The 24,909-nt window shown below is 66.6% G+C and carries 27 protein-coding genes and 1 pseudogene; 17 read left to right on the top strand and 11 right to left on the bottom strand.

Annotation, left to right across the window (positions count from 1 at the left end; translation table 11 throughout):
- The 5 genes and pseudogenes from AC1DX2_RS17750 to AC1DX2_RS17730 all read left to right on the top strand — a co-directional run.
- Positions 1-384 (top strand): annotated as a pseudogene (locus AC1DX2_RS17750) (hypothetical protein); the annotation flags it as partial.
- Positions 385-430: 46 nt separating this feature from the next.
- Positions 431-1,342, top strand: a complete 912-nt coding sequence (locus AC1DX2_RS17745) for a MotA/TolQ/ExbB proton channel family protein (RefSeq protein ID WP_477197721.1) — start codon at positions 431-433, stop codon at positions 1,340-1,342.
- Between the two features lie 3 nt (positions 1,343-1,345).
- Entirely contained in the window at positions 1,346-1,786 is a 441-nt protein-coding gene (locus tag AC1DX2_RS17740) for an ExbD/TolR family protein (protein ID WP_477197675.1), read from the top strand.
- Positions 1,787-1,798: 12 nt separating this feature from the next.
- Positions 1,799-2,230 (top strand): ExbD/TolR family protein, encoded by a 432-nt coding sequence (locus AC1DX2_RS17735; RefSeq protein WP_477197674.1) that lies wholly within the window; start codon positions 1,799-1,801, stop codon positions 2,228-2,230.
- Positions 2,231-2,375: 145 nt separating this feature from the next.
- Positions 2,376-2,912, top strand: a complete 537-nt coding sequence (locus tag AC1DX2_RS17730) for a hypothetical protein (protein ID WP_477197673.1) — start codon at positions 2,376-2,378, stop codon at positions 2,910-2,912.
- A gap of 14 nt (positions 2,913-2,926) precedes the next feature.
- Here the strand turns inward: AC1DX2_RS17730 and AC1DX2_RS17725 are convergent, their stop codons facing one another.
- Entirely contained in the window at positions 2,927-3,280 is a 354-nt protein-coding gene (locus AC1DX2_RS17725) for an ArsR/SmtB family transcription factor (protein ID WP_477197672.1), read from the bottom strand.
- Between the two features lie 187 nt (positions 3,281-3,467).
- Here AC1DX2_RS17725 and AC1DX2_RS17720 point away from each other — a divergent pair, with 187 nt between their 5' ends.
- Positions 3,468-4,013, top strand: a complete 546-nt coding sequence (locus tag AC1DX2_RS17720) for a porin family protein (RefSeq protein ID WP_477197671.1) — start codon at positions 3,468-3,470, stop codon at positions 4,011-4,013.
- Positions 4,014-4,136: 123 nt separating this feature from the next.
- Here the strand turns inward: AC1DX2_RS17720 and AC1DX2_RS17715 are convergent, their stop codons facing one another.
- Positions 4,137-5,393: a TCR/Tet family MFS transporter gene (locus AC1DX2_RS17715; protein ID WP_477197670.1), complete on the bottom strand. Its 1,257-nt coding sequence runs from the start codon at positions 5,391-5,393 to the stop codon at positions 4,137-4,139.
- Between the two features lie 142 nt (positions 5,394-5,535).
- Between AC1DX2_RS17715 and AC1DX2_RS17710 the strand changes: the two genes are divergently transcribed.
- Positions 5,536-6,537, top strand: coding sequence for a 2-dehydropantoate 2-reductase (locus AC1DX2_RS17710; protein ID WP_477197669.1), 1,002 nt, complete (start codon positions 5,536-5,538; stop codon positions 6,535-6,537).
- A gap of 33 nt (positions 6,538-6,570) precedes the next feature.
- Here AC1DX2_RS17710 and AC1DX2_RS17705 read toward each other — a convergent pair whose 3' ends face one another.
- From AC1DX2_RS17705 to AC1DX2_RS17685, 5 genes are all read right to left on the bottom strand, one after another.
- Positions 6,571-8,007 (bottom strand): serine/threonine-protein kinase, encoded by a 1,437-nt coding sequence (locus AC1DX2_RS17705; RefSeq protein ID WP_477197668.1) that lies wholly within the window; start codon positions 8,005-8,007, stop codon positions 6,571-6,573.
- A 30-nt stretch (positions 8,008-8,037) separates the two neighbouring features.
- Positions 8,038-8,910, bottom strand: a complete 873-nt coding sequence (locus AC1DX2_RS17700; protein ID WP_477197667.1) for a c-type heme family protein — start codon at positions 8,908-8,910, stop codon at positions 8,038-8,040.
- A gap of 22 nt (positions 8,911-8,932) precedes the next feature.
- On the bottom strand, positions 8,933-9,787 hold the full coding sequence (locus AC1DX2_RS17695; protein WP_477197666.1) for a hypothetical protein: 855 nt from the start codon (positions 9,785-9,787) through the stop codon (positions 8,933-8,935).
- A gap of 89 nt (positions 9,788-9,876) precedes the next feature.
- A complete protein-coding gene (locus AC1DX2_RS17690) occupies positions 9,877-10,794 on the bottom strand; it encodes an SDR family NAD(P)-dependent oxidoreductase (RefSeq protein WP_477197665.1) in 918 nt (305 codons plus the stop codon).
- A gap of 35 nt (positions 10,795-10,829) precedes the next feature.
- Positions 10,830-11,321, bottom strand: coding sequence for an Lrp/AsnC family transcriptional regulator (locus AC1DX2_RS17685; RefSeq protein ID WP_477197664.1), 492 nt, complete (start codon positions 11,319-11,321; stop codon positions 10,830-10,832).
- A gap of 125 nt (positions 11,322-11,446) precedes the next feature.
- Here AC1DX2_RS17685 and AC1DX2_RS17680 point away from each other — a divergent pair, with 125 nt between their 5' ends.
- The 3 genes from AC1DX2_RS17680 to msrA all read left to right on the top strand — a co-directional run bounded on the left by AC1DX2_RS17680 (position 11,447) and on the right by msrA (position 14,704).
- Positions 11,447-13,036 (top strand): aminotransferase class V-fold PLP-dependent enzyme, encoded by a 1,590-nt coding sequence (locus AC1DX2_RS17680; protein ID WP_477197663.1) that lies wholly within the window; start codon positions 11,447-11,449, stop codon positions 13,034-13,036.
- Positions 13,020-13,844, top strand: coding sequence for an NAD(+) diphosphatase (gene nudC / locus AC1DX2_RS17675; protein ID WP_477197662.1), 825 nt, complete (start codon positions 13,020-13,022; stop codon positions 13,842-13,844). Before AC1DX2_RS17680 ends, nudC begins: the two co-directional genes overlap by 17 nt.
- A gap of 131 nt (positions 13,845-13,975) precedes the next feature.
- Positions 13,976-14,704, top strand: a complete 729-nt coding sequence (gene msrA / locus AC1DX2_RS17670; protein ID WP_477197661.1) for a peptide-methionine (S)-S-oxide reductase MsrA — start codon at positions 13,976-13,978, stop codon at positions 14,702-14,704.
- Here the strand turns inward: msrA and AC1DX2_RS17665 are convergent.
- Positions 14,684-15,724, bottom strand: coding sequence for a tRNA dihydrouridine synthase (locus AC1DX2_RS17665; RefSeq protein WP_477197660.1), 1,041 nt, complete (start codon positions 15,722-15,724; stop codon positions 14,684-14,686). The genes msrA and AC1DX2_RS17665 overlap by 21 nt on opposite strands.
- 16 nt (positions 15,725-15,740) lie before the next feature.
- On the opposite strand from AC1DX2_RS17665, the gene AC1DX2_RS17660 reads away from it, so the two are divergent.
- From AC1DX2_RS17660 to AC1DX2_RS17650, 3 genes are read left to right on the top strand one after another with little or no spacing between them, the layout of a single operon-like run.
- Complete coding sequence (locus tag AC1DX2_RS17660) at positions 15,741-16,307, top strand: VTT domain-containing protein (RefSeq protein WP_477197659.1); 567 nt, start codon at positions 15,741-15,743, stop codon at positions 16,305-16,307.
- 34 nt (positions 16,308-16,341) lie between these two features.
- The gene (locus AC1DX2_RS17655; protein WP_477197658.1) at positions 16,342-16,905 is read left to right on the top strand and encodes a 3'-5' exonuclease; all 564 of its coding nucleotides are present in this window, start codon (positions 16,342-16,344) and stop codon (positions 16,903-16,905) included.
- Positions 16,902-17,372: an SRPBCC family protein gene (locus AC1DX2_RS17650; protein WP_477197657.1), complete on the top strand. Its 471-nt coding sequence runs from the start codon at positions 16,902-16,904 to the stop codon at positions 17,370-17,372. Before AC1DX2_RS17655 ends, AC1DX2_RS17650 begins: the two co-directional genes overlap by 4 nt.
- Positions 17,373-17,776: 404 nt before the next feature.
- Here the strand turns inward: AC1DX2_RS17650 and AC1DX2_RS17645 are convergent, their stop codons facing one another.
- The 3 genes from AC1DX2_RS17645 to AC1DX2_RS17635 are packed head-to-tail and all read right to left on the bottom strand — an operon-like array spanning position 17,777 to position 19,712.
- Entirely contained in the window at positions 17,777-18,292 is a 516-nt protein-coding gene (locus tag AC1DX2_RS17645) for a DUF1993 domain-containing protein (RefSeq protein ID WP_477197656.1), read from the bottom strand.
- Positions 18,293-18,333: 41 nt separating this feature from the next.
- Positions 18,334-19,251, bottom strand: coding sequence for a DUF808 domain-containing protein (locus AC1DX2_RS17640; RefSeq protein ID WP_477197655.1), 918 nt, complete (start codon positions 19,249-19,251; stop codon positions 18,334-18,336).
- 14 nt (positions 19,252-19,265) lie between these two features.
- Positions 19,266-19,712 carry a hypothetical protein gene (locus tag AC1DX2_RS17635; RefSeq protein ID WP_477197654.1) on the bottom strand — a complete coding sequence of 149 codons (447 nt, stop codon included), beginning with the start codon at positions 19,710-19,712 and terminating at the stop codon, positions 19,266-19,268.
- Positions 19,713-19,875: 163 nt separating this feature from the next.
- On the opposite strand from AC1DX2_RS17635, the gene AC1DX2_RS17630 reads away from it, so the two are divergent.
- The 4 genes from AC1DX2_RS17630 to AC1DX2_RS17615 all read left to right on the top strand — a co-directional run bounded on the left by AC1DX2_RS17630 (position 19,876) and on the right by AC1DX2_RS17615 (position 24,867).
- Complete coding sequence (locus AC1DX2_RS17630) at positions 19,876-20,994, top strand: beta-ketoacyl-ACP synthase III (protein ID WP_477197653.1); 1,119 nt, start codon at positions 19,876-19,878, stop codon at positions 20,992-20,994.
- 106 nt (positions 20,995-21,100) lie between these two features.
- Complete coding sequence (locus tag AC1DX2_RS17625; RefSeq protein WP_477197652.1) at positions 21,101-22,192, top strand: sensor histidine kinase; 1,092 nt, start codon at positions 21,101-21,103, stop codon at positions 22,190-22,192.
- The gene (locus tag AC1DX2_RS17620) at positions 22,182-22,991 is read left to right on the top strand and encodes a LytR/AlgR family response regulator transcription factor (RefSeq protein WP_477197651.1); all 810 of its coding nucleotides are present in this window, start codon (positions 22,182-22,184) and stop codon (positions 22,989-22,991) included. The genes AC1DX2_RS17625 and AC1DX2_RS17620 overlap by 11 nt, the downstream gene beginning before the upstream one ends.
- Before the next feature lie 67 nt (positions 22,992-23,058).
- Complete coding sequence (locus AC1DX2_RS17615; protein WP_477197650.1) at positions 23,059-24,867, top strand: aminopeptidase P family protein; 1,809 nt, start codon at positions 23,059-23,061, stop codon at positions 24,865-24,867.
- Positions 24,868-24,909 lie beyond the last annotated feature (42 nt).

The raw sequence follows: 24,909 nt of genomic DNA, 5'->3' as shown, positions 1-24,909 counted from the left end.
TCGCCGGCCACCGCGGTGGCACCCACGCCGGCCGCGCCCCGGCCCAACGCCATCACCCCGGCTGAGGGCCGGCCAGCCGGCGGCGCCCCCGCGCAGGCAGCCCCGGGTGCGCCACCGCCGGCTGGTGGCGGGCTGGTGTTGCCGGCACCGGCCGCCGGACCCAAGTCCTCGTTGGCCTACCCTTACATGCTGGGCAACCAGCCGCGCCAGCGCAGCCTGTCCGAGATGGTCAACGAGCAATTGAACCCCGGCGGCAAGCGTGACAAATTCGCCGACAGCGTGGAGCAGTCGGTCAAGCCCGACTGCCTGGGCCCCAACCAGGCCGGCGGCCTGCTGGCCGCACCGGTGATCGCTGTCCAGGCGATACGGGACAAATGCAAATGAAGAACACCAACGCCATCCACCACACGGAAGACACCCCATGCGCCTGATGCACACCCGTCTTTTTTCCGCCGCCGTGCAAGCCGGCACACCGTTGCGTGCCCTGCTGGCTGCCGCCCTGCTGGCGCTGGCCACCGGACATGGTGCCGTCCAGGCACAGGCGACGGGCCAGCCTGGGGCCAGCGCGCCTGCAGCGGCAGCATCGGCTTCAGCCGCGCCAGTGCCATTGGCCACGGGCAGCGCCATCAGCGCCCCCGCGCTGCAGCCGCCCAGCCCAGGCGGTGGCGACGCCAACCCCTACGGCCTGCGTGCCGTCTGGGGCCAGGGCGACCTGGTGGCGCGCACCACGCTGCTGGCGCTGGCCATCATGTCGCTGGGCAGCTGGTACATCATCATCGCCAAGCTGCTAGAGCAGCGCAAACAGAACCAGCAGGCGCTGGACGCGCGCAACGCCTTTGCTGGCGCCGGCTCGGTGCAGCAAGGTGCCGACAAACTGGCCAAGGACAGTCCATTCCGCTTTGTCGTCGATTCGGCCTTGCAGGCCCAGCACAAGCACGCCAGCCTGGCGCGCATGGTGGACATGGCCGAGTGGCTGGGCCAGGACATCGTGCGCAACGTCGGCGCGCTGCAGATGCGCATGCAGGCCGGTCTGGCGGTGCTGGCCACGGTGGGCTCCACCGCGCCCTTCGTCGGGCTGTTCGGCACCGTGTGGGGCATCTACAGCGCGCTGGTGACCATAGGCGTCACCGGCCAGGCCTCCATCGACAAGGTGGCCGGCCCGGTGGGCGAGGCGCTGATCATGACGGCGCTGGGCCTGGCGGTGGCCGTGCCCGCCGTGCTGGGCTACAACTGGCTGGTGCGGCGCAACCGGCTGGCCATGCACGCCATCAAGGGTTTCGGCTCGGACCTGCACACGCTGCTGCTGCAGGAAGCGCAACTGACGCAACGCGCTGGCGCCTGAGCCATGGCGATTGACTTCGATGCCAGCAGCCGCGCCGCCGATGGCGACGCCGAAGACGGCATGCTGTCGGAGATCAACACCACGCCGCTGGTGGACGTGATGCTGGTGCTGCTGATCATCTTCCTGATCACCATCCCCGTGGTCAACGCGGCGGTGGCGGTGAAGCTGCCGCGCGAAACCAACCAGCTGCGCCAGGCGCTGCCTGAGACCATCATCATCTCGGTGGATGGTGAGGGCACCAGCTACTGGTATGACGCCAAACTGCGCGATGCCCAGAGCTTACGCGATCGCCTGCAGAAGGTGGCCGGCAACACGCCGCAGCCCGAGGTGCACATACGCGCCGATGCCCGCGCCGACTACCGCCACGTGGCGCGCGTGGTGCTGGCCTGCCAGCAGGCCGGCATCACCCGCATCGGCTTCCTGACCGAGCCGCCCGCGCACTGAGGCACCCACAGCATGGCCATAGACTTTGACGATGCGCTGGACGGCGACGACGACGAGGTGGCGCCGTCCATGAACACCACGCCGCTGATCGACGTGCTGCTGGTGCTGCTGGTGATGCTGATCATCACCATTCCGATACAGCTGCATGCCGTCAGCATGGAAATGCCCTCGGGCCTGCCGCCACCCGACGCGCCCGAGCCCATAGTGGCGCGGCTCAGCCTGGACGCCGCCAACCAGCTGACCTGGAACGGCGAGCCCGTGCCCGACCGCGCCGCGCTGGAAACGCGGCTGCGCGAAGCCGCACAGCTGTCGCCGCAGCCCGAAATCCATGTGCGCGCCGACCCCAAGGCCAAGTACGACGCCGTGGCGGCGGTGCTGACGGCGTCGCAGCGCCTGGGGCTGCAGAAGATTGGGGTGGTGGGGCTCGAGGAAGCGGCGCCCTAGACGTACGCCTCTAGGAATAAGGGGCGAATTAAGGTGCCGCCACTACGGCGAATCCTGAGAATGACTTCCATGCCAACCCAACGCAGGTTGCAGCGGCAGCCAGGCAGTCAAGCTTTCACTCAACCTTTCAATTCAGGATTTCCGCATGACCACCAAGAACCTCTCCAGCGTGACCACCGATCTGATCTCTTCCTATGGCAACACCGCCAAGCACGTGATCCAAGCCTACCGCGCCGGCGGTGAGCGCGTGGTGGGCTATGTGGACCAGAGCTGGGAACGCGCGCTGGCAAAGTCCGCCAAGCGCCTGAAGCCCGAAGTGCGCGCCAATGCGCTGTCGGCACAAAAGAAGGTCAGCGGCTACTATGCGCGCGGCATCCACGTCACCACCGATGGCGCTGACGCCCTGGTGAACAAGGCCGTGGCACTGGCCGAAAAGGGTGTGGCCCGCGCCGTCACCAACGCCGGCAAATTCCAGAAGGCCACCGGCGTCAGCACGCTGAACACGCTGGCGTCAGCCGCTGTGCCGGCCGCCGAAGCGGTCAGCAAGGTCGCCGCCAAGATCGAACAGAAGTCCGGCCTGCTGGCCAAGCGCATCGCCGGCAAGACCAGTGTGGCCGCCAAGGCAGCCACCGTGAAGCGCGTTGTCAAGGCCAAGGCCGCGCGCGTGCGCAAAGCCGCCTGAGCGACGATCCAGGGCTAGGAGAACAAATCGTCCTGCCCCAGGGCGCTGGCCGTTTGCGCGGCCAGCGCCTTTTTTTGTTGCGCCGCCCAGACAGCACGTTGGCGTTTCAGCCACTGGTTCAGGCTCTCCAGCGCGCTCGGATCCAGAGCGAGCCAGTGCTCACGTCCGGCCACGCGGCGGCGCACCAGATGGGCACGCTCCAGCATGCGTATGTGCTTGGAGACGGAATTCAGCGAGATGTCGAAGGGCGCCGCCAGCTCCGTTACCCGCAGTTCACCGTGCGACAGGCGCAGCAGGATGGCGCGACGCGTGTCATCCGCCAGCGCAGTCAGCGTGTTGTCCAAAGCCAACGAGTCAGTGCTCAGCATTGTTCATCCATTTGGGTGAATGTTAGCAAATCAGCACAATGCAGTCATGGTTCAGCCGTTTGGAATGAACTTTTGGCCACCTTTACGTTCTGAAACAAGTATTCACCAGACGTCAGTGGCCAAGCGCACAGTCAGCCGCCACAGTAGGGGAAATCAGCCTTGCTGAACCGGTATCAACGAGATCGTCATGAGATTGCCAGTCCGAACATTGCTTGCCGTTGCCGCGTTGGTGGCACTCTCTGCACAGGCGGCCGAAGGCCAGGGTCTGGTGCTGGGCAGCAGCGTGGGCGGTCTGCGCTACAGCCCTGACAACCTGGGCAGCCAGGACCGCTGGTCCAGCGGCTACAAGCAATTCGGCGGCATCACCTGGAACACCAATTTCGCGGTCGAAGCCGGCTGGGTCAACCTGGGCCGCTTCGGCAGCACGCTGACGGATGACCTGCGCAGCAACGAGTTGCACAAGGGCAGCGGCTACTTCGTGGATGCGGTGGGCTTGTACCCGCTGAGCCGCGACTTCTCTCTGCTGGGCCGGGTGGGCGTGGTGCACGGCCAACTGGACCGCAGCCTGGCCAATGCCGGCATAGGCATGGGCCTGAAGGCTGGCTTTGGCGTGCAGTACGAGTTCAGCAAGAACATCTCGCTGCGCGGTGAGTGGGAACGCTACCGCTTCGAAACCCTGGGCGCCCAGCCCGAAAAAGACCTGTACTCGCTGGGCGTCAGCTACAGGTTCTAACCAGCCCCACCGTCGCGCACTTTGTGGCGCGCCCTGCCAACCGAGCGGGCCGCGTTTTGCCTTGGGGCGGCCCGGCGGCAGAGCCCCGCGCACAGTGGCTTGTTGGGGTGCACGCACCACCTGTCACAGTTCCTCCTGCGCCACTGCGGCACGCCGCTTGCCCGCGCGCCTGAAGTGCGCGAGCGCCAACCCCAACGCACACACCTGCAACACCGCGCACAGGAAGAACGTGCTGCCCATGCGCCAATCGTGCGCCGGCAAGTGCCCCACCCGCGCCAGGATGACCGTGCCCAGCAGCGGCGCGATGATGATCGCCACGCTGTTGATGGCAGTCAGCGAGCCCTGTGTCAGCCCCTGTTCCTTCGGCCCCACCGCCTTGGACACGATGGCCTGCATGGCCGGGCCGGCGGCAGGCGCCAACAGGTTGGCGAAGATGATGGCGTACATCATCCAGCCCTGGTCGGCCAGCCCATAGAGCAGCAGTGCGATGGCACCCGATGCCAGCCCGATCAATGCCAGTCGCTCCTCACCGAAGCGCTTGATCAGCCGGCCCTGCAGGCCGCCCTGGACCAGGGTGCTGACGACGCCGACGACGAAGAGCGCAAAGCCGTTTTCCGTCGGCCCCCAGCCGAAGCGGAACTGCGTGTACAGCACCCAGGTGGTCTGCAGGATGAACTGCGCGAACACCGACAACGCAATCACGCCGATCAGGCCGCCCACACCGCGCAACTGGCCCAGGTGCAACAGCGCTGAAAACGGGTTGGCACGTTTGAGGGAGAAGCTGGCCCGGCGCTCCACCGGCAGCGACTCGGGCAGCACGAAAAAGCCGTACAGCAGGTTCAGCAGCGCCAGGCCAGCGGCAGCAAAAAACGGCAGCCGCACGTCGTAACCACCCAGCAGTCCGCCCAACACCGGGCCAAAGATGAAGCCCATGCCGAAGGCCGCGCCCAGCAGGCCAAAGGCGCGACCGCGCTGCTCCGGCGGCGTGATGTCGGCCATGTAGGCATTGGCCACCGAGAAGCTGGCGCCGGTGGCGCCGCTGACGATGCGTATCAGCAGCATGGCCAGCAGCGAGGTGGCGGTGGCCTGCACCATCAGGCTGGTGCCCAGGCCGAGGATGGACAGCAGCAGCACCGGCCGGCGGCCGAAGCGGTCGCTCAAGGCGCCCAGCACGGGGGTGCAGAAGAACTGCACCACCCCATAGGTGGCGGTGAGCCAGCCGTACCACTGGGCCTGCTCATCCGGGCTGCTGGTGAACTGGCCCACCAGCACCGGCAACACCGGGATGATGAGGCCGATGCCAAGAACATCCAGGAAGACGGTGATGACGATGAAAGTGGCGCTGGCCTGGCGGTTCTTGGCGAACAGGGTTTTCAACATGGAGGAATGGCGGCCTGCAATGGCCATGGCAAATGCCCGCGGGAAGCCCAAGGCGCAACCACCGATGATAAGCGCCCAGGCGACAGCCGATCGCCAGGCACTGGGCTATGCTGCCGCCAGATTTGTTCTGGAACAAACCACCATGCATTTCATCGTTCTCGGCGCTGGCGCCATAGGTTGCTATGTGGGCGCACGGCTGGCAGCGGCCGGCCAACGCGTCACGCTGGTGGGCCGCCCACGCGTGCTGGAGCCGCTGGCCCAAGGCGGTTTGCAGGTGTCCGACCTGGATGGCTTCAGCGCCCATCTGGGCCCTGATCAATTGCACCTGGCACCCGACCTGGCCGGCGTAGATCTGCTGGCGCCCGCGGTCATCCTGCTGTGCGTGAAAGGTGGCGCCACCGAGTCGGCCGCGCACGAGCTGGCCGCCGCCTGCTCAGCGGGCACGCCGGTGATCTCGCTGCAAAACGGCGTCGACAACGTGGCGCGCATCCAGGCCGGCGCACCCCAACTGCCGGCGCTGGCCGGCATGGTGCCCTACAACGTGGTGATGCCCACGCCCAACCGGGTGCACCGCGCCACCACCGGCAGCCTGCATGTGCAGCGCCACCCGGTCAGCGAGCAGGTGGCGCCGCTGTTCCAGGCCGCCGGTCTGCCCATGGAGCTGGCGCAGGACATGCGCGCGGTGCAATGGGGCAAGCTGCTGCTGAACCTGAACAACCCGGTGAACGCGCTGTCGAACCTGCCGCTGCGCGACGAGTTGATGGACGCCGGCTACCGCCGCGTGCTGGCGGCGCTGCAGCTGGAAGCCCTGGCCGCGCTGGACGCGGCTGGTATCGAGCCCGCCAAGGTGGCCAGCGCGCCGCCGCGCCTGTTGCCGCACATCCTGCGCCTGCCGGACTGGTTGTTCAAGTTGGTCGCCGCGCGCATGCTGCGCATAGACCCCAGCGCCCGCTCCAGCATGTGGGACGACCTGCAACGGGGCACCACAACCGAGATCGACGACCTGTGCGGCGCCGTGGTGCGGCTGGCGCAGCAGCATGGCGGCAGCGCACCACGCAACGCGGCGATGCGGGGCCTGGTGCTGCAACATAAAAAGGGACATCGCCTGAGTGGCGAGCAGATGGCGCAGGCGCTGGGGCTCTAGCTGCCGCCGGGCCGCTCCCGCATGAACGGCGGATCAGTATCCGCGGATTTTCAGGAAGCGCGCCTTCTCCTCGCCCGTGGACAGGTGTTCGGACAGGCGCAGGTACAGCTCGCGCAGGTCGCGCGCAGCGGTGGCGTCCTTCTTCACCATCATCTTGGAGATCGGCCCCATGAAAGGCGTCAGGTCAGCCACCGCACGGTCCAGCTCGGCCTGGGTGATGGCGCGGTGCGTCATGGTCATGCTGCTGCTGCGCGTGCCGGGGCCAGAACCGGCGCTGGCGCCCTTTTGCAATGCCAACTGCTCGAACACCGGGCGGGCCTGCTTGGTGAACTCGGCGCGCTCGGCCGGGTCGTCGATGGACTGGGTCAGCTTGTCCTGCAGGTCCGACAGCGTGAACGACTTGGCCGCATGGCGCTTGACCATGGTGCGCGCCAGCGGCCCCACATAGGGGCCCAGCAGTGTCTCCAGCGCGGCCAGCGTGCTGGCATCCCAGCCAATCAGCGCGGTGGAATGGGACGCGTGGGACGCGTGGGACGAATGGCTGCTGGGGTCAGCCGGCTGCGCGGCCGCGCCAGGCATGCGCAGTGGCTGGGTGCGGGTGGCGATCAACGTGGGCTCAGAGACGCTCTGCTCGTGCCGATCGATCACCGTGCGCAAGGCCTCGGCGAACTCACGCGCGGTGGCGAAGCGCTGGTCAGGCTTCTTGGCCAGCGCGCGCGCCATCACCATGTCCATGCCACGCGGCAGCAGGTGGTTGACCTCGGTGGGGGGGCGGTGCGGCTCGTGGCAGATCTGGTAGGCCACCACCTCGGTCGCACCCTCGAAAGGCTTGATGCCGGTGACCATCTCGTACAGCAGGATGCCGGCGGAAAACACGTCGGCACGCCGGTCCACGCCCAGGCCTGTGTACTGCTCGGGCGCCATGTAGCTGGGCGTGCCCACGATCATGCCGGTCTGCGTCAGCGTGGACGAGTTGATGCGGGCAATGCCAAAGTCCGTCACCTTCACCTTGCCACCGGCGCTGATGATGATGTTGGCCGGCTTGACGTCGCGGTGCACGATGCCGTTTTCGTGCGCATAGTCCAGCGCGTCCAGCAGCTGGCCCATGATGTCGCCCACCTCGGTCAGCTTGATGCTGTCGCGCCGGCCAATGTAGCCGCGCAGGCTGTCGCCGGGCGCGTACTCCATGACGATGAACACGGTCTCGTCGTGCTCGCCGTACTCGTGGATGGCGATGATGCCAGGGTGGTTCAGCCGACCCGAGGCCATGGCCTCGTTGCGGAAGCGGTTGATGGTCTCGGTGGCGTGCTCGCTGTCCAGCAGGTCCTTACGTATGGTCTTCAGCGCCACCGAGCGCGAGATCATCGGATCGAACCCCTTGTAGACCACGCCCATGGCGCCACGCCCCAGGGTGCCCACGATCTCGTAGCGGCCAAGTTTCTCGGGTGCGGGTGGCTGGGGCGGGGGCAAGCTGGGAATCTCCGGACTGAACTGAAAGGCTTACTCTTCCAGCATCTTCATCGCATGCACCAGGCTCTTCTTCATGCGGTCGAAGGCCTGGCTGAGGCGGCCGATCTCGTCCTTGCCGCCCAGGGGAATGGCGGTGCCGTCCAGCTTGCCCATGCTGATCTCGTCGGCGATCTGCGACAGCCGGGTCACCGGGCGCACCACCATGAAGTACAGCATGGCGTTGAGCGAGATGAAAATCATCGCGAACACGACGCCCAGCGACAGCATGAAGGTCTTGAACGCCTGGTTGGCCTTTTGCAGCGGCAGCGAGGTCGGCACGGACACCACCTGCGCGCCGATGATTTCGTTGAGCTTCCAGCCAAAGCCATTGTTGCTGCCGTATTTGTCCAGCAGCGTCTTGGGCGCCACGTCCACCGTGCTGTGGCAGATCAGGCAGCCTTCGGCCTTGATCTGGATTGGCCGCGCCATGTACAGCGAACGGCCACTGGGCGTGTCGCGCTCACCGACGATCTCGGTCTGGTCGGGGTACTGGCGGAAACGGTTCACCAGGTCGGCTTCCCAATCGGCGGTCTTGTCGCGCGGGTTGGTGGGGTTCAGCGTGGCTTCCTTGTAGCTGAAGTCGGGAAACTTCTTGCTCAGGTGCACGAACTGCTCGGTGGCACCGTAGGCCGGCACCGACTGCGGCAGGAATTCGTATTTCATCTGCGTCTGCAACAGTGGCGCGATCTGCGTGCTGGTGTAGGTGCGCGAGGCCAGCGACGACTCCATGATGAGACGCGCGTTCTGCACGATTTCGTCCTGGGCGTTCTTTTTCAACAGCGCGTCGGACACATAGGCCGCCGCCGCGAAACCCAGGGCGAAGACCAGCAGGAAGATGATGTTGAACTTGACGATCAGTTTCATGGCGCTCTCTCACGTTCGGGATTTACGGCTTGCCAGCCTTGGGGGCGAACTTCTCCGGATGCAGGGTTCTGTCCCATTCGGGGTAGGCGGACAGATTGTCCTCCACCTGCGCGCGGAAATCCTTGTCTTTCAGGCGGCCGGCAAAGCGGCTCAGCAGCGACCTGCGCTCGGCGGGGTAGCCCCTGAGCCAGCGGTCGACCTCGTCAAAGACCACTGGGCGCAGCGACGCCGGCTCGACCTTGCCGCTGGCAAATTTGGTGTAGCGCGACGGCAGCGTGTCGATGAACATGCGCGGCATGGCGCTGAGGAAGGCCGGTGTGGGACGCTTGAGCACGTTCAAGCTGCGGTCAGACTTGACTTCGGCAAAGTCACCTCCCTTGAGCGGCGCCAACGCGGCGCCTGACTTGCCCGCAGCGGCCGGCAGCAGCGCGCCAGTCTCAACGAAAAATTCGGTCTGCCCGGCCTGCTGATGCAGCACGTAGGGGCCGCCCTTGGGAATCAGCACAATGCCGGGCGAACCCGTGCGCAGCAAGCCGGCATTGGCCTTGCCCGACACCTTCAGCCAACCCGACAACAGGAAAGCCTCGCCAGCGTGGCTGACGTCCTGCGGCCCAATGCCCAGCCAGGCGGCGGACTTGGGGCCTACACCCAGCGCCGAGCCATCGGCAAACTCCACCTGCACATGCGAGCGATCGTCGGTTTCCAGGATGTCCTGCGGCGCCAGGGTCAGGCCTTCCTGCACGTTGTACACATTGGCACCGCGCAACAGCCGCGCCTTGCCTTCCACGATGGTGACCACGCCGACTGACGGCGCGGCCTGGGCAACGCCACTCAGGGCGCCCAACAAGGCAACAAGCAACAGCAGGAAACGCAGCATGGTGAGAGGGAAAGGCGACTGACCAACAGGCCAGCCGCAATACTACCCGCTAAACCCTGGTGCGGGTGAAGAAAGCAAGGTGCGCCCGCTCAGGCGTGGCCCACATGCGCCATGGCGGCGCTGATTTCCAACGTGCCTTGCGCGGCACCGCTTTGCGGCACGCTCTCGCCCTGGCGCGCGCGCACCTGGGCCAACTGCTCAGCCAGCTGCTCGGGTGCCTGCGCACCGGTGCCTATCCAGGCGCCGGGTGTCAGCGTGATGTGGGCGGCCTCGAAGCTGCCAGCACCGGCGCACAAGATGGTGCGGCTGGGCGCCGATTCATGGGCCAGCACCAGCATGGCCGGCACCACGGACTGAGGCGTCAAAGCGCGCAGCATGGCCTCGGGCATCAGGTCCTCGGTCATGCGGGTGGCAGCGGTGGGGGCCAGGCAGTTCACATGGATGCCGTGCTTGGCGCCTTCCAGCGACAGCGTTTGCATCAGCCCCACCAGCGCCATCTTGGCCGCGCCGTAGTTGGATTGGCCGAAATTGCCATACAAGCCGGAGGACGAGGTGGTCATCACGATGCGGCCGTATTTTTGCGCCGTCATGTGGGGCCAGACCGCCTTGGTGCAGTTCACCGCGCCCATCAGGTGCACCTCCACCACCAGGCGGAAGTCGTCCAGCTCCATCTTGGCAAAGCTCTTGTCGCGCAGGATGCCAGCGTTGTTCACCAGCACATCCACCCGACCCCAGGCGTCCATGGCTTGCTGCACCATCGCCTGCACGGCGACGTAGTCGGTGACCGAGGCACTGTTGGCCAGCGCCTCGCCGCCGGCCGCGCGTATCTCGGCCGCCACGCCTTCAGCGGCGCTGACGCTGCCGCCCGAGCCGTCGCGGCTGCTGCCCAGGTCATTGACCAGCACCTTGGCGCCGCGTGCCGCCAGGGCCAGCGCATGCTCGCGCCCCAGGCCGCCGCCGGCACCGGTGACGATGGCCACACGGCCCTTGAAATCAATCACGCTCACAAAAATCTCCTTATGCATTTGAAAACCGGGGCCGCTCACTGCGGCCTGGACACGCCATGGGCCATCAGCTCCAGCGGCAGTGCCGTGCTGAACTTGATCTGCTCCATGGAAAACGCCGAGGACACACCGCTCAACTCGGCGCTTTTGATCAGCTTCTTGTAGAACCTGTCGTAGCCGTCGATGTCGGTGGTGACCACCTTCAGCAGGTAGTCCACGTCCCCGCTCATGCGGTGGAATTCCTGCACCTCGGGCAGGTCGGCCACCGCTGCGGCGAATTTTGCCAGCCATTTGGCGTCATGGTGGCTGGTGCGCACGCTGACGAACACCGTCACCGGCAAGCCCACCTTGCGGCGGTTGATGAGGGCGACGCGCTTTTCGATGAAGCCTTCCTCCTCCAGCCGCTTGACCCGCTTCCAGCAGGGTGTGGCCGACAGGCCGACCCGCTCGGCCAGGCCGGCCATGGACAAGGCGCCATCGGACTGCAGGGCGGCCAGGATGGCGTAATCCACCTTGTCGAGTTCATTCATGCTAAATATTTCATTTATTTAGATGTTTTATCTTACCAAATAGCCTAACAGCGATAAATTTTGAATTATTTTTCCCAAATATAAGCATTAAATTAACTCTTTACATCACCATCACCCGCCTGCCCATGCTGCCCGCCGAGATCTACCTGGACTTCAACGCCACCACGCCGGTGCTGCCACAGGCGGCGGCGGCGGCACACGAGGCCATGCTGCACACCTTCGGCAACCCCAGCAGCAGCCACAGCGCCGGCCTGCGCGCCAAGGCGCTGCTGGACGACACGCGTGCGCGCGCCGCCCGCCTGCTGGGTGCCGGCGGCGGCAGGCTGCTGTTCACCAGCGGCGCCACCGAAGCCATTCAAACTGCCGTGCTGTCAGCGCTGTGCGCGGTGCGCGAGCGTCGCCTGTCTGGCCAGCGCTGCGGCAGTCTGCTGCTGTACGGCGCCACCGAACACAAGGCCGTGCCGGAAAGCCTGGCCCACTGGAACCATGTGCTGGGACTGAACCTGGAACTGCGCGCGCTGCCAGTGGATGAACGCGGCCGCCATGACCTGGACCTGCTGCGCGCCTGGACGGCGGACGCCGCGCTGGTGTGCACCATGGCCGCCAACAACGAGACCGGCACCGTCTCCGACCTGGCCGGCATCGAACAGGCGCTGGCCGGCAGCCCGGCGCTGTGGCTGGTGGACGGCGTGCAGGCGCTGGGCAAACTGGCGCTGAACCTGGCCGCCACCCGCATCGATTACGCCGCCTTCTCTGGCCACAAGCTGTACGCGCCCAAGGGCATAGGCCTGCTGTACGTGCGTGAACACGCACCGTTCACGCCGCTGATGGCCGGCGGTGGGCAGGAGTTGGGCGGCCGGGCAGGCACCGAGAACATGGCTGGCATCGCCGCCCTGGGCGCAGTGCTGCGCACCTGGGAGGAAGGGGACGGCCTGCACGATGGCGCACAGTTGCTGCAGTTCCGCCAGCAACTGGTGGACAGCCTGGGCGCCGCGCTGCCAGACCTGGTGTTCAACACACCGCTGGACTGCGCCCTGCCCACCACGCTGAACTTCTCGGTCGCCGGCCTGGGCAGCAAGGAATTGCTGGACGTGTTCGACGCCGCAGGCCTGCGCGTCAGCGCCGGCAGCGCCTGCTCTGCTGGCTTGGCGGCTGCCAGCCCGGTGCTACAGGCCATGGGCCTGCCCGAGTGGCGCACCCGCTCGGCGGTGCGCCTGTCGTTCGGCCCGGCGGTGGACGCCAGCTTCATCGGCGCCGCCTGCGAGCGCATCGCCCACTGCGGCGCCGCGCTGCGCGCCGCCAGCGCGCTGGCCGCCGCAGCGCCACCGGATGAGGCCTTGCCCGAAGGAAACGGCTCGACCGTGCAGCTGGGTGAACTGACGCTGGACTGGGCCGCGCTGCCCCACTTCCTGCAGAGCCACCCACAGGCCCAGTTGGTGGACGTGCGCGAGGCCAGTGAATTCCTGGCCGGCGCAATGGCGCAGGTCTCCCAGCACCCGGTGCTGAACATCCCGCTGAGCCGGCTCAGCGGCGAGTTGGCGCGTTGGCGCAAGCAGCCACCGGGGCCGCTGGTGTTTTTCTGTCGCAGCGGCAACCGCAGCGCCAAAGCGGCACAATGCCTGCGGCGCCTGGGGTTTGAGCAGGCCTGGCATGTGGCCGGCGGTCTGGCCCATGCGGGCGCCGCCACGCCCGCACACCATGCTGAAGACACCTGAACGCTTTACGCCGCTGAACACCCCCCAAGCCCACCCGGCGCCGCTGAACTTCATCTTCCTGGGCGACGCCCTGTTGGTGCGCGAAGCCGATGTGGCGCTGCCTGGCGCCGATGCGCTGGCCGGGCTGGAATCGGCCGTCGACCTGCTGCCCGTGGGTCTGCTGGACCAGCGCTACTGCCAGGCTGCCTGGCTGGCCGAGGGCAGCCCCACCCCTGCCGGTTACCAGCCGCGCAAGTTGCGTGGCCTGTTTGGCGCCCTTGATGAAGAGCTGCTGGCCATCGCCGGCCGGGCCTTGCAGATCACCCAATGGGCGCGCACCCACCGCTTTTGCGGCGCCTGCGGCCATGCCATGGCGCCGGTGGCGGGCGAGCGCTGCATGGCCTGCCCGGCCTGTGGCCACAGCGCCTACCCGCGCATCTCGCCGGCCATGATGGTGCTGGTGCAGCGCGGCGACGAATTGCTGTTGGCCCGGCACACCGCCTCACCCACCGGCATGTTCACCGCGCTGGCGGGGTTTCTGGAGGCGGGCGAGTCGGTGGAGGATGCGATACACCGCGAGGTGGAGGAGGAAGTGGGCCTGAAGGTGCAGCAATTGCAGTACTTCGGCAGCCAGTCCTGGCCGTTTCCACATTCGCTGATGCTGGCCTTCACCGCGCAATACCTGGGCGGTGAGGTACGCGTGGACGAGCACGAAATTGCCGAGGCGCGCTGGTTTGGCCCGGGCGACGCCCTGCCCCCGCGTCCACCGGGCCTGTCCATCGCGGGCCAGTTGATCAACGCACACCTTCCGGCACGGCGTACGCCCTAACCCGGGGATTTACCCGGGGCTTTACCGTCTTTCCCTTGCTTTCGGCGCAGGCCTGCTGAACAATGGCACGGCCCTTGCGTAGCACCCGCTGACCCTGCCGTTGATACTTACCCGGTGACACAGACCCATTTATGACGACATTGCAATCGGCCAGGCGCCTGCTCCTCCAGACCGTCACCACCGCGACTGTTTGGTGCCTGTTGGGCCTGGCACCGGCGTTGGCGCAAACCACGCCGCCCGCCGCCGGCAAAGTGGCCACCGCGATCTTCGCCACCGGCTGCTTCTGGTGCGCCCAGGCCGATTTTGCCAAGCTTGACGGGGTCGTCTCCACCACCGCCGGCTACAGCGGCGGCCAGGCCGAAAACCCCACCTACGAGCAGGTGTCCACCCAGGCCACTGGACACACCGAATCGGTGTTGGTGGTGTATGACACCGCCAAACTCAGCTACGAACGGCTGGTGGATTTCTTCTGGCACACCATAGACCCGACCTCGCGCAACCGCCAGTTTTGCGATTCCGGCGCCATGCACCGTGCGGCCATCTTCACCGCCGGGCCTGAGCAAATGAAGATCGCCCAGGCTTCGCGCACAGCATTGGACCAGTCCAAGCGCTTCCCCGCGCCAGTGGTCACCGAGATTGAGCCGGTCGGCCAGTTCTACGCCGCAGAGGCCTACCACCAGAACTACGCCAAGCGCAACCCCATACGCTACCGCTTCTACCGCTTCCACTGCGGGCGCGACACCAAGCTGAAGGACCTGTGGGGCGATCTGGCCCTGAAGCCCACGCCCGTTGCGGCACCGGCGGCACCAGCCTCGGCACCCGCGCCCACCCCCACTCCTTCAGCCAGCGCAGCCAAGTAACTCGGGCAGCCTGTCTTGCACCTGCGGCGCAGGCTGTGGGTCAACCAGAAGCATGGTGGGCACCAAGCCGCCGGGCTCGCACTGTGCCCTGACCCAGGCATCAATCACCGCCGCATCGTTGATGGTGCGCAGCGCCATGTAAGCGTGCTCAGCCTGCGGATGGCGGCGACGCAAGAAGTTCAACCACTGTTTCAGCCGGCCGGCCTGCTGGCGCGGTTCCAGCCGCGCGCGCACCAGCTGCCAAAAGGCAGCCAGCAGCGGCAGCAACTCGGCCCAGCTGACCTCGGCGGATTGCCCCATCTGCTGCGCCCGGATGGCCAACGCCAGCCCGGGGTCGGTCACCATGCCGCGGCCCAGCATCAGCATGTCGCAGCCTGAGACCTCGCGGCAGCGCAGCGCGTCGGCCACGCTCCAGATCTCGCCATTGGCCACCACGGGGATGCGCAGCGCATCGCGGATCTCGCGCAGGCGCTCCCAATAGGCCGGTGGCCGGTAGCCATCGGCCTTGGTGCGGGCATGCACCACCAGCTCGTCCGCGCCCGCTTCGGCAATGCCCAGGGCGCATTCCAGCGCGCGCGCGCCATCGTTCACACCCAGGCGCATCTTGGCCGACACGGGCATGTGCGCCGGCACGGCCCGGCGCACGGCGGCCACAATGGCAGCCACCACCTCAGGCGTGTCCAACAGCGCGGCGCCGCCACCGTGCCGGTTCACCACCTTGGCCGGGCAGCCAAAGTTCAGGTCGATGCCGGCCGGCCCCAGGCTGGCCAGGCGTTGCGCGTTCTCGGCCAGGCAGACCGGGTCGGAGCCCAGCAACTGGGCACGCACCGGCACGCCGGCCGGCGTGCGCCCGCCGTTCAACAGCTCTGGCACCACGCGCTCAAACACCCGCGCCGGCAACAAGGTGTTGGTCACGCGAATGAATTCAGACACGCAGCGGTCCACCCCACCCACCCGGGTCAGGATGTCGCGCAGCACGAAATCGAGCAGCCCCTCCATCGGGGCCAGCAAAATGGCCATGCGCCACAATACCACCATGGCATCACACAAGCGCTTGTGGGGGGTGATCGGGCTGCTGGCCCTGCTGCTGCTGGTGTTCCAGCTCACCGGCCTGCGCCAGCAACTCAGCCTGGAGTTGCTGCACAACGCTTTCCTCAGCCACCCGTTGGGCGGCACGCTGCTGTTCGTGCTGCTGTTTGCGTTGGGCAATCTGGTGCAGGTGCCGGGGTGGATCTTCCTCGCCGCCGCAGTGCTGGCACTCGGCCGGCTGTGGGGCGGCACGGTGACTTACCTGGCAGCCAGTGTGTCCTGCCTGGCCACCTTCTGGCTGATACGCCTGTTGGGCGGCAATGCATTGGCCGAACTGAAGAGCCCCCTCGCACAGCGACTGATCGCCGGGCTGCATGCCCGCCCGGTGGCCAGCATCGCGCTGCTGCGCCTGGTGTTCCAGACGCTGCCGGCGGTGAACGTGGCGCTGGCCCTGTCGGGCGTGCGCTTGCGTCACTACCTGCTGGGCACGCTGCTGGGGTTGCCGCTGCCGATTGCGTTGTATTGCCTGTTTTTTGACTACCTGGCTGCGCTTTTTGGTATTGGTTTTCACTGATCCCGCGGACCTGGGCAGGCCCTATGATGGGTGCATGCAGGCCCGCCATGCCGAACCAAGCAGCGCACCCATCGTGCTGGATGTGGAGGCCTCTGGTTTTGGCCGCCACAGCTACCCGATAGAAGTCGGCTTCGTGCTGCCCGATGGCGTCTCTTACTGCACGCTGATACGCCCCGAACCTGAATGGACGCACTGGGACAGCGCGGCCGAAAAGCTGCACCACATCCCGCGCCCCCTGGTGCTGGCGCGTGGCCTGCCGGTGCCGGCAGTGGCGCGCGAGCTGAACCACCGGCTGGAAGGCCAGACCGTGTATTCCGATGGCTGGGCCAATGACTACAGCTGGATAGCCGCGCTGTTTGACGCTGCCGATCTGGCACCCCACTTCAAGCTGGAAAACCTGCGCTCGCTGCTGCAGGAAGACGAAGCCGACCACTGGCACACGATGAAGCAGCAGGTGGCCAACGAGTTGGGCACGCCGCGCCACCGCGCCAGTGCCGATGCGCGCCTGCTGCAGGCCACGCTGCTGCGCCTGCGCGCGCAGCGGCCCGCGAGCGATTTCAACATTTCACACTCACCACAAGCAAGGAGCATGTCATGACCGTCAATGTGACCATCGACCTGGGTTATGAATTCGATGTCAAGGCCTCGGCCAAGGACGTTTTCGCAGTGTTGTCAGACGTGCCGACCTCGGTCAGCCATTTCCCCAAGGTGCACAAGCTGGTCGACCAGGGCGATGGCGTCTACCGCTGGGAGATGGAAAAGGTGGGCACCGCGCAGGTCAACATCCAGACCATCTATGCCTCCAAATACGTGTCGAACAAGACCAAGGGCACGGTGGTGTGGACGCCGGTGGAAGGCGTGGGCAATGCGCTGGTGGGTGGCAGCTGGAAGATCACCGACAACAAGAAGTCCACCGGCCTGGTGCTGAAGATTGCCGGCGAGGTGTCGGTGCCGTTGCCGGGGTTGATGAAGATGGTGGTGCAGCCGGTGGTCAAGGGCGAGTTCGAGAAGCTGGTGGAGCAGTACATCCAGAACCTGATCAAGAAGTTCGGCGGCGAAGCCTAAGCCACTTTCATCCCCGCTGAAGCTACTTTTCGCGCTGCTCAGTCGCGGCGGTTCCGCAAGCTGCCGACGCCACTGGAGCGCGTAGCTCCGCGGCTGTCCCCCGGGCCTTCGGCCCTCCTCCTTGATGCCGCTGCGCTACGCGCCCCAGCGACATCGGGGCCGTTGGCGGCCGTGACGCTTGAACACCGAATACCGGGCACCGGATTCCGCGCATTGTCAGGTTGGCACGTTGACACACCAACCATGTTCGCGGGATCAGGTCGTCATGGCGCTCTGCGCAGCGGCATCAAGGAGGAGCGCCGTAGGCGCGGGGGACAGCCGCGGAGCAGAGCGCCGTGGCGGCCTGGTCCCCAGCCAGCCCAGTTGGCAAGCAAGCATCCGCAAGCCGACGAGGCGGGTCGAACTTACACCGGCAACGTGCCCATGAAATCCTTCTTGCCCAGCTCCACGCCGTTGTGCCGCAGGATGGCATAGGCCGTGGTGACGTGGAAGAAGAAGTTGGGCAGGCTGTAGTGCAGCAGGTAGGGCTGGCCGGCAAAGCGGCGCTCGCGCGGCGTGCCGGCGCCGATGACGATTTCGCGCGCCTCGCTGCCATCGATATCGGCCGGCTTGAAGGTTTCCATGTAGGCCAGCGTCTTGGCGATGCGGGCTTGCAGGTCGGCGTAGGTCTGCTCCTTGTCTTCCCAGCTGGGCACCTCGACGCCGGACAGGCGCGCGGGTGTGCTCTTGCCGAAGTCGCAGGCGATCTGCACCTGCTTGATCAGGTTCAGCATGTCGGGCGCCAGGCGGTCATTGGGCAGCGTGGCGGGGTCGATCTTCTTGGCCACACAGTGGGCCTCGGCCTTGGTCAGCACCGCCGACAAAGAGCCCAGCATCTGTTTGAAAACGGGAATGGATGCGGCGTACATGGAAATCGTCATGGCAAGTCACCTCGGTTATGTTGGCGAGAAAGACGGCGAGTCTAGCGCTTGATGCGCAATGCTGCTTGCCAGCCACCCCAAACCACTGCACCGGCAAGGATGCCCACCACACCATCGGCCAGAACCGACACCAACCCGGATGCCATGCCGGCCCCTGCTGCCAGGGCGTCCAGCGCATGGTGCAGCGGCGGCACGCCGTGGCTCAGGATACCGCCGCCAACCAGGAACATGGCGGCGGTGCCCACCACCGTCAGCCCCTTCATCAGCAACGGTGCGGCCCGCACCAGACGCACACCCAGCGCCCGCGATGTGACGCGCAAGCCACCCTCGCCTTGCAGGCGGCTCATGTACAAGCCGATGTCGTCCAGCTTGACGATCAGCGCCACCAGGCCATAAACGCCCACTGTCATCATCAGCGCCACGCCGCTGAGCACCGCCAACTGCGTCGTCAGCGACTGGCCAGCCACCGTGCCCAGCGTGATGGCGATGATTTCTGCCGACAGCACGAAATCGGTACGCACCGCGCCGGTGATCTTTTGCCGCTCCAGCGCCACCAGGTCGACATCGGGCTGGGCCATGGCCTGCAGCAATTCAGCCTCGTGCGCGGCGTCTTCCTCGGCCGAGGCGTGCAGGTACTTGTGGGCCAGCTTCTCAAAACCCTCCAGGCACAGGTAGGCGCCACCCACCATCAACAACGGGGTCACGGCCCAGGGCGCCAGCGCGCTGATGGCCAGCGCCGCCGGCACCAGGATCAGCTTGTTGCGCAGCGAGCCCTTGCACACCGCCCACACCACCGGCAGTTCGCGTGCGGCGCGCACACCGGCCACCTGTTCGGCGTTCAGCGCCAGGTCGTCGCCCAGCACACCGGCGGTCTTTTGCGCCGCCACCTTGGTCAGCAAGGCGACGTCGTCCAACATCGTGGCAATGTCGTCCAACAGGACGAGCAGGCTACTGGGCATGGCAGGTATCCGGTTTACTCAAGTTTCAGGGATTCGGGCGGCGACACCACCAGCTTCTTGCCAGCGGGCGCGCGCAAGTAGGCGGCGGCAGGTTCAGGCGCCAGGCCAAAGGTCAGGCTGCTGGGCTCGGCGCCGGCCGGGCTGTAGGCGAAGCCAGTGGCCCAGCCGGTGGACTCGAAGTTCAGGCGCGTTTGCATGCCGTTGCTGCAGGTCAGCTCAACGACGCCACTGCGCTCGGCCGTGAAGGCCAACGTGCCGGCGCAGGTCAGCGGTGGGGTGGCCTCGGTGTGCAGCGTGATGCTGGCGCGGCGGTCGTTGAAGCCTTGGGCTTCACCGGTGTACAGCTCACCGCCCAGCAACAGATAAACGGGCGCCGTGGCCGGGCGCATGCCCATGCGGGTCGCCACCGAGCAGGCGCTCAGACCCACGGCCAGCAGCAAGGCCATCAGCAAAGACTTCACGGCTTTCCCCTTTCCCGCCCCAGACGGGCTGGCCACCAATGATACCCAGCCGCACCCGGCCATGGTGCACTGCACCAGCAACGCCAACGGGCTGGCCGCATTTCGCGCGCATAATGGCGCCCGTTGTGGAACTCGCTCGTACCGCCAGGAGGCTTAGAACAACATGCATCGCGTCGCCATCAGCAGCACTGGGCTGTACACCCCGCCGGAAATCATCACCAACGAAGAACTGGTGCAGGCTTACAACGCCTATGCGCAGCTGGAGAATGCGCGCAAGGCCTCAGCCATAGCCGCCGGCCAGGAGGTGGCATTGGCCGACTCCAGCGTGGAGTTTGTCGAAAAGGCCTCGGGCATCAAGCGCCGCTACGTGGTGGAAAAGAGCGGCGTGCTGGACCCTACCCGCATGCGCCCTCGCCTGCAGGCCCGGCCCGACACCGAGCTGTCACTGACGGCCGAGATCGCCGTGGCCGCCGCGCGCGATGCGCTGGCGCGTGCCGGCAAGACCGCTGCCGATGTGGACGGCGTGATCTGCGCCTGCGCCAACATGCAGCGGCCCTACCCCGCGATGGGGGTGGAAATCCAGACCGCACTGGGCATCAACGGCTTTGCCTTCGACATGAACGTGGCCTGCTCCTCGGCCACCTTCGCCATCCAGTTGGCAGTGGATGCGGTGCGCGGCGGCTCGGCGCGTGCGGTGCTGGTGGTCAACCCTGAGATCACCTCCCCCCACCTGGCCTGGAAGGACCGCGACTGCCATTTCATCTTTGGCGACGTCTGCACCGCCGTGCTGGTGGAGCGGCTGGCCGATGCGCCGGCCGGTGCCTTCGAGATCCTGGGCACCAAGCTGTTCACCAGCTTTTCCAACAACATCCGCAACAACGCCGGCTACATGTCGCGCGCCGAAGACCGCAACCCCGACGATCGCGACCAGTTGTTCTACCAGGAGGGGCGCAAGGTGTTCAAGGAGGTCTGCCCGCTGGCGGCAGAGCACATCACCAACCACCTGGCCGATCTGCACATGGCCCCCAGCGACATGCGCCGCTTCTGGCTTCACCAGGCCAACCTGGGCATGAACCAACTGATTGCCCGCAAACTGCTGGGGCGCGACGCCACGGCCGAGGAGGCGCCGGTGATCCTGGACGAATTCGCCAACACGGCTTCGGCCGGCTCCATCATCGCCTTCCACCGCCACCATGCGGATTTCAAATCCGGCGAGATGGGCGTGATCTGCTCTTTCGGGGCCGGTTACTCCATAGGCAGCGTGGCAGTCAAACGCTTATAGGGCCTGTAAAGCCGCCTGGCGCTGCTCACACCCCCAAAACCGCCGTCCATCCCGGCTGAACGGGCCAAATTGTTGACCGGGGCGTCAGCACTGGTATGGTTGGGCCATGAGTCCTGAGATGCCCGCTTCCACCCAGCTGCCCCTGGCCCAGCGTTGCTGGCAAATGCTGTTGCGCAACCGGCTGCGCCTGGGCGTGGCCACGGCGCTGGCCGTGCTGGCGGCGGTGGTGCTGAACCCTTTCACGCGTGACCCCTTTCCGCATCTGCTGCTGGAAATGCTCTTTGTCGCTGCCGTGCTGCTGGTGGCGTTCGCCGGCGCCGGCGCCTGGAAGCAGACCTTCGTGCCGTCCTGGGTGGCCCAGGTGGTGGCGGTGATCCTGGCGGCGCCGCTGGCCGAATTGATCGTGCAACTGATCGCGGTAGACGGTGACCTGTTGGCCTTCATGAGTTCACGACCGCGCGTCATCGGCTTCTGGTGGGTCACCATTGGCGGCAGCGGAGCCGGTCTGCTGGTCACCACGGCAGCCCTGGTCCGCGAGCGTGATGCGCTGGCCAAGTCCAATGCACTGCAGTTCACGCTGGAAAAAGAGCGCCTGGAGCGCCAGGCGACGGACGCCCGCCTGAGCCTGCTGCAGGCCCAGATCGAGCCGCACTTCCTGCTCAACACGCTGGCCAATGTGCAGGTGCTGATAGAAAGCGGCTCGCCGCGCGCCGCGCCGGTGTTCAAGAGCCTGATCGCCTACCTGCGCGCGGCCATGCCGCAGTTGCACCAGGGTGCGCCCACATTGGGCGTGGAGCTGGGGCTGGTGCAGTCCTACCTGGAACTGATGCTGATGCGCATGCCCGACCGGCTGCGCTTCAAGCTGGACGTGGCGCCCGAGCTGCGCACGCTGCGCTTCCCCTCCATGGCCTTGCTGACCTTGGTGGAAAACGCCGTGCGCCACGGCATCGACCCGAGCGAGGACGGCGGCGAGATCGAGGTCGGCGCTCGCCGCTCGCTGGAGAACGGCGCCAATGTGGTGCGCCTGTGGGTGGCCGACACCGGCGTGGGCATGTCTGAGACCGCCACCCCTGGCACCGGTCTGAGCAACCTGCGGGCACGGCTGCAGGCCTTCTTCGAAGGCGGCGCCGAGCTGGAGATGACCGAACTGCCGCCGCACGGCCTGAAGGCCGAGATCGTGTTGAAACATGCCGTCTGACATCCCAACCCCCCCTGGTTCACCGGTCACCGCGTTGATCGCCGACGACGAGCCGCTGCTGCGCGAGCGCCTCAGCAGTTGCTTGGCCCGGCTGTGGCCAGAACTGACCATCGTGGCCCAGGCGCGCAATGGCCGCGAGGCCGTGGAGCTGTTTGACGAGCACGCGCCGCAGATCGCCTTCCTCGACGTGCACATGCCCGGCATGAACGGCATCGAAGCGGCGCGCTGCATGGGCGCGCGCGCCGAGATCGTGTTCGTCACCGCCTACGAGCAGTACGCGGTGGAGGCGTTCCGCCAGGGCGCCATCGACTACATCGTCAAGCCCATCGACGAAGAGCGCCTGGCCGAGACGGTGCGCCGGCTGCGCACGCGCATGCTGCGCCCGGCCGGCCAGACCCCACCGGACATGGAGGCAGTGCTGGACCAGTTGGCCACGCAATTGCGCGAGCGCATGCCGGCAGCACCGCCGGCACCGCGCCTGCAGTGGATCAAGGCCTCGGTAGGCGCCACCGTGCGGTTGATACCGGTGGAACAGGTGATTTACCTGAAGTCCGACACCAAGTACACGCTGGTGGTGTGGGAGGGCGGCGAGGCGCTGATTCGCAAGACCATACGCGAGATGGCCGATGAGCTGGACCCGGCCGTGTTCGCGCAGATTCACCGCTCCGCCATCGTCAACCTGAACCACGTGCGCCAGTTCAGCCACGGCCCCAACGACTCGGGCGAGGTGCAGCTCAAGGGCAAGGGCGATTGTCTGGCGGTGAGCCGCAGCTTCGTGCACCTGTTCCGCCAGATGTAAGGGCCGGCAAGCCCCCATACCCGGTGCAGCCGCCAGCGCCAACGAGGCACCCCGGCTAAAATAAACCATGGACACACGCACCAAACCCATCACCGTGCGCATCGCGCTGCTGCGCGACGCGCTGAAAGCCCACAAGGCCGCCGCCGTGCTGGTACCCTCCAGCGACCCCCACCTGTCCGAGTACCTGCCCACACGCTGGCAAGGTCGCGAATGGGCCAGTGGCTTCACCGGCTCCATGGCCACGCTGGCGGTGACGCCAGACAAGGCGGCGCTGTTTGCCGACGGCCGCTATTGGGTGCAGGCCGAGGCCGAATTGCGCGGCACCGGCATCACGCTTGAAAAGATCCCCACCGGCGCCAGCACGCTGCACAACGACTGGCTGGCGCGCGAAGCGGCCGGCGGCGGCACCGTGCTGGTGGACGGCCAGGTGCTGGGCCTGGCGGCCGAGAAGGCGCTGCGCCAGGCGCTGAACGCCACCGGCGCGCAGTTGCGCACCGATGTGGACGTGTTCAACGAGGTCTGGGCCGACCGCCCCAGCCTGCCGCAGGCCGCAGTGTTCGAACACCTGCCACCGCACGCCACGCTGCCACGCGCCACCAAGCTGGCGCAGGTGCGCGAAGCGATGCGCCAGCAGGGCTGCACGCAGCACTTCATCTCCAGCGTGGACGATGTGGCCTGGCTGCTGAACCTGCGCGGCAATGACGTCAATTACAACCCGGTGTTCATCGCCCATGTGCTGCTCAACGCCAACACGGGCACGCTGTTCATCGCCGAAGGCAAGCTCAGCACGGAGTTGACCGCACGCCTGGCGCAAGACGGCATCACCGTGGCTCCCTATGCCCAGGCGAGCGCCGCACTGGCCGCGCTGAAAGCCGGCGACAAGCTGCTGCTGGACCCGCGCCGCGTCACCTACGGCCTGCGCCAGAACGTGGGCAAGGAGGTGGCGGTGCTGGAGGCCATCAACCCCAGCACGCTGCTCAAGAGCCGCAAGAACGACCAGGAAGCAGCCTTCGTGCGCGAGGTGATGGCGCACGACGGCGCCGCCATGTGCGAGTTCTACGCCTGGTTCGAACAGGCCTTGGGCAAGGAGCGCATCACCGAGCTGACGGTGGCCGACAAGCTGAGCGCCGCGCGCGCCGGCCGCCCCGGCTTCAAGGACCTGAGCTTCCCGGTGATTGCCGGCTTCAACGCCAACGGCGCGCTGCCGCATTACCGCGCCACCGAGGCCTCACACGCCGTCATCGAGGGCGACGGCCTGCTGCTGATCGACTCTGGCGGCCAGTACCTGGGCGGCACCACCGACATCACCCGCACCTGGGCCATCGGCACGGTCACCGAGGCGCAGAAGCGCGGCTACACCGCCGTGCTGAAGGGCACGCTGGCGCTGAGCCGCACGCTGTTCCCGCGTGGCACGCCATCGCCCTTTTTGGACAGCATCGCCCGCGCGCCGCTGTGGGCCGAAGGCCTGGACTACGGCCACGGCACCGGCCACGGCGTCGGCTACTACCTGGCCGTGCACGAAGGCCCGCAAAGCATCAGCAAGGCCATTCCCGAAGCCCACCACGCGATGGAGCCCGGCATGATCACCTCCATCGAACCCGGCCTGTACCGCGAAGGCCAGTGGGGCGTGCGGATCGAGAACCTGGTGCTCAACGTGCCGGTGGACACCCCCGAGCACGGTGCCTTCGGCGCCATGCTGGCGTTTGAGACGCTGACGCTGTGCCCGATCGACACCACCTGCATCGCGCGCGATATGCTGCGCGCGGATGAGATCGCCTGGCTGAATCAGTACCACGTGACGGTGCGTGAGCGCTTGAGTCCTCTGGTCAGCGGTGATGCGCTGGCTTGGCTGATCAAGCGGACTGAGCCGTTCTGACCCCGGGGACCGGCCAAACCGGCATACCCGGGCAGTCCAACG

The sequence above is a fragment of the Hylemonella sp. P2_B10 genome, assembly GCF_056404875.1.
Note: the sequence above shows the minus strand (reverse complement) of the source record. Positions and strands in the feature narration are given on the sequence as shown.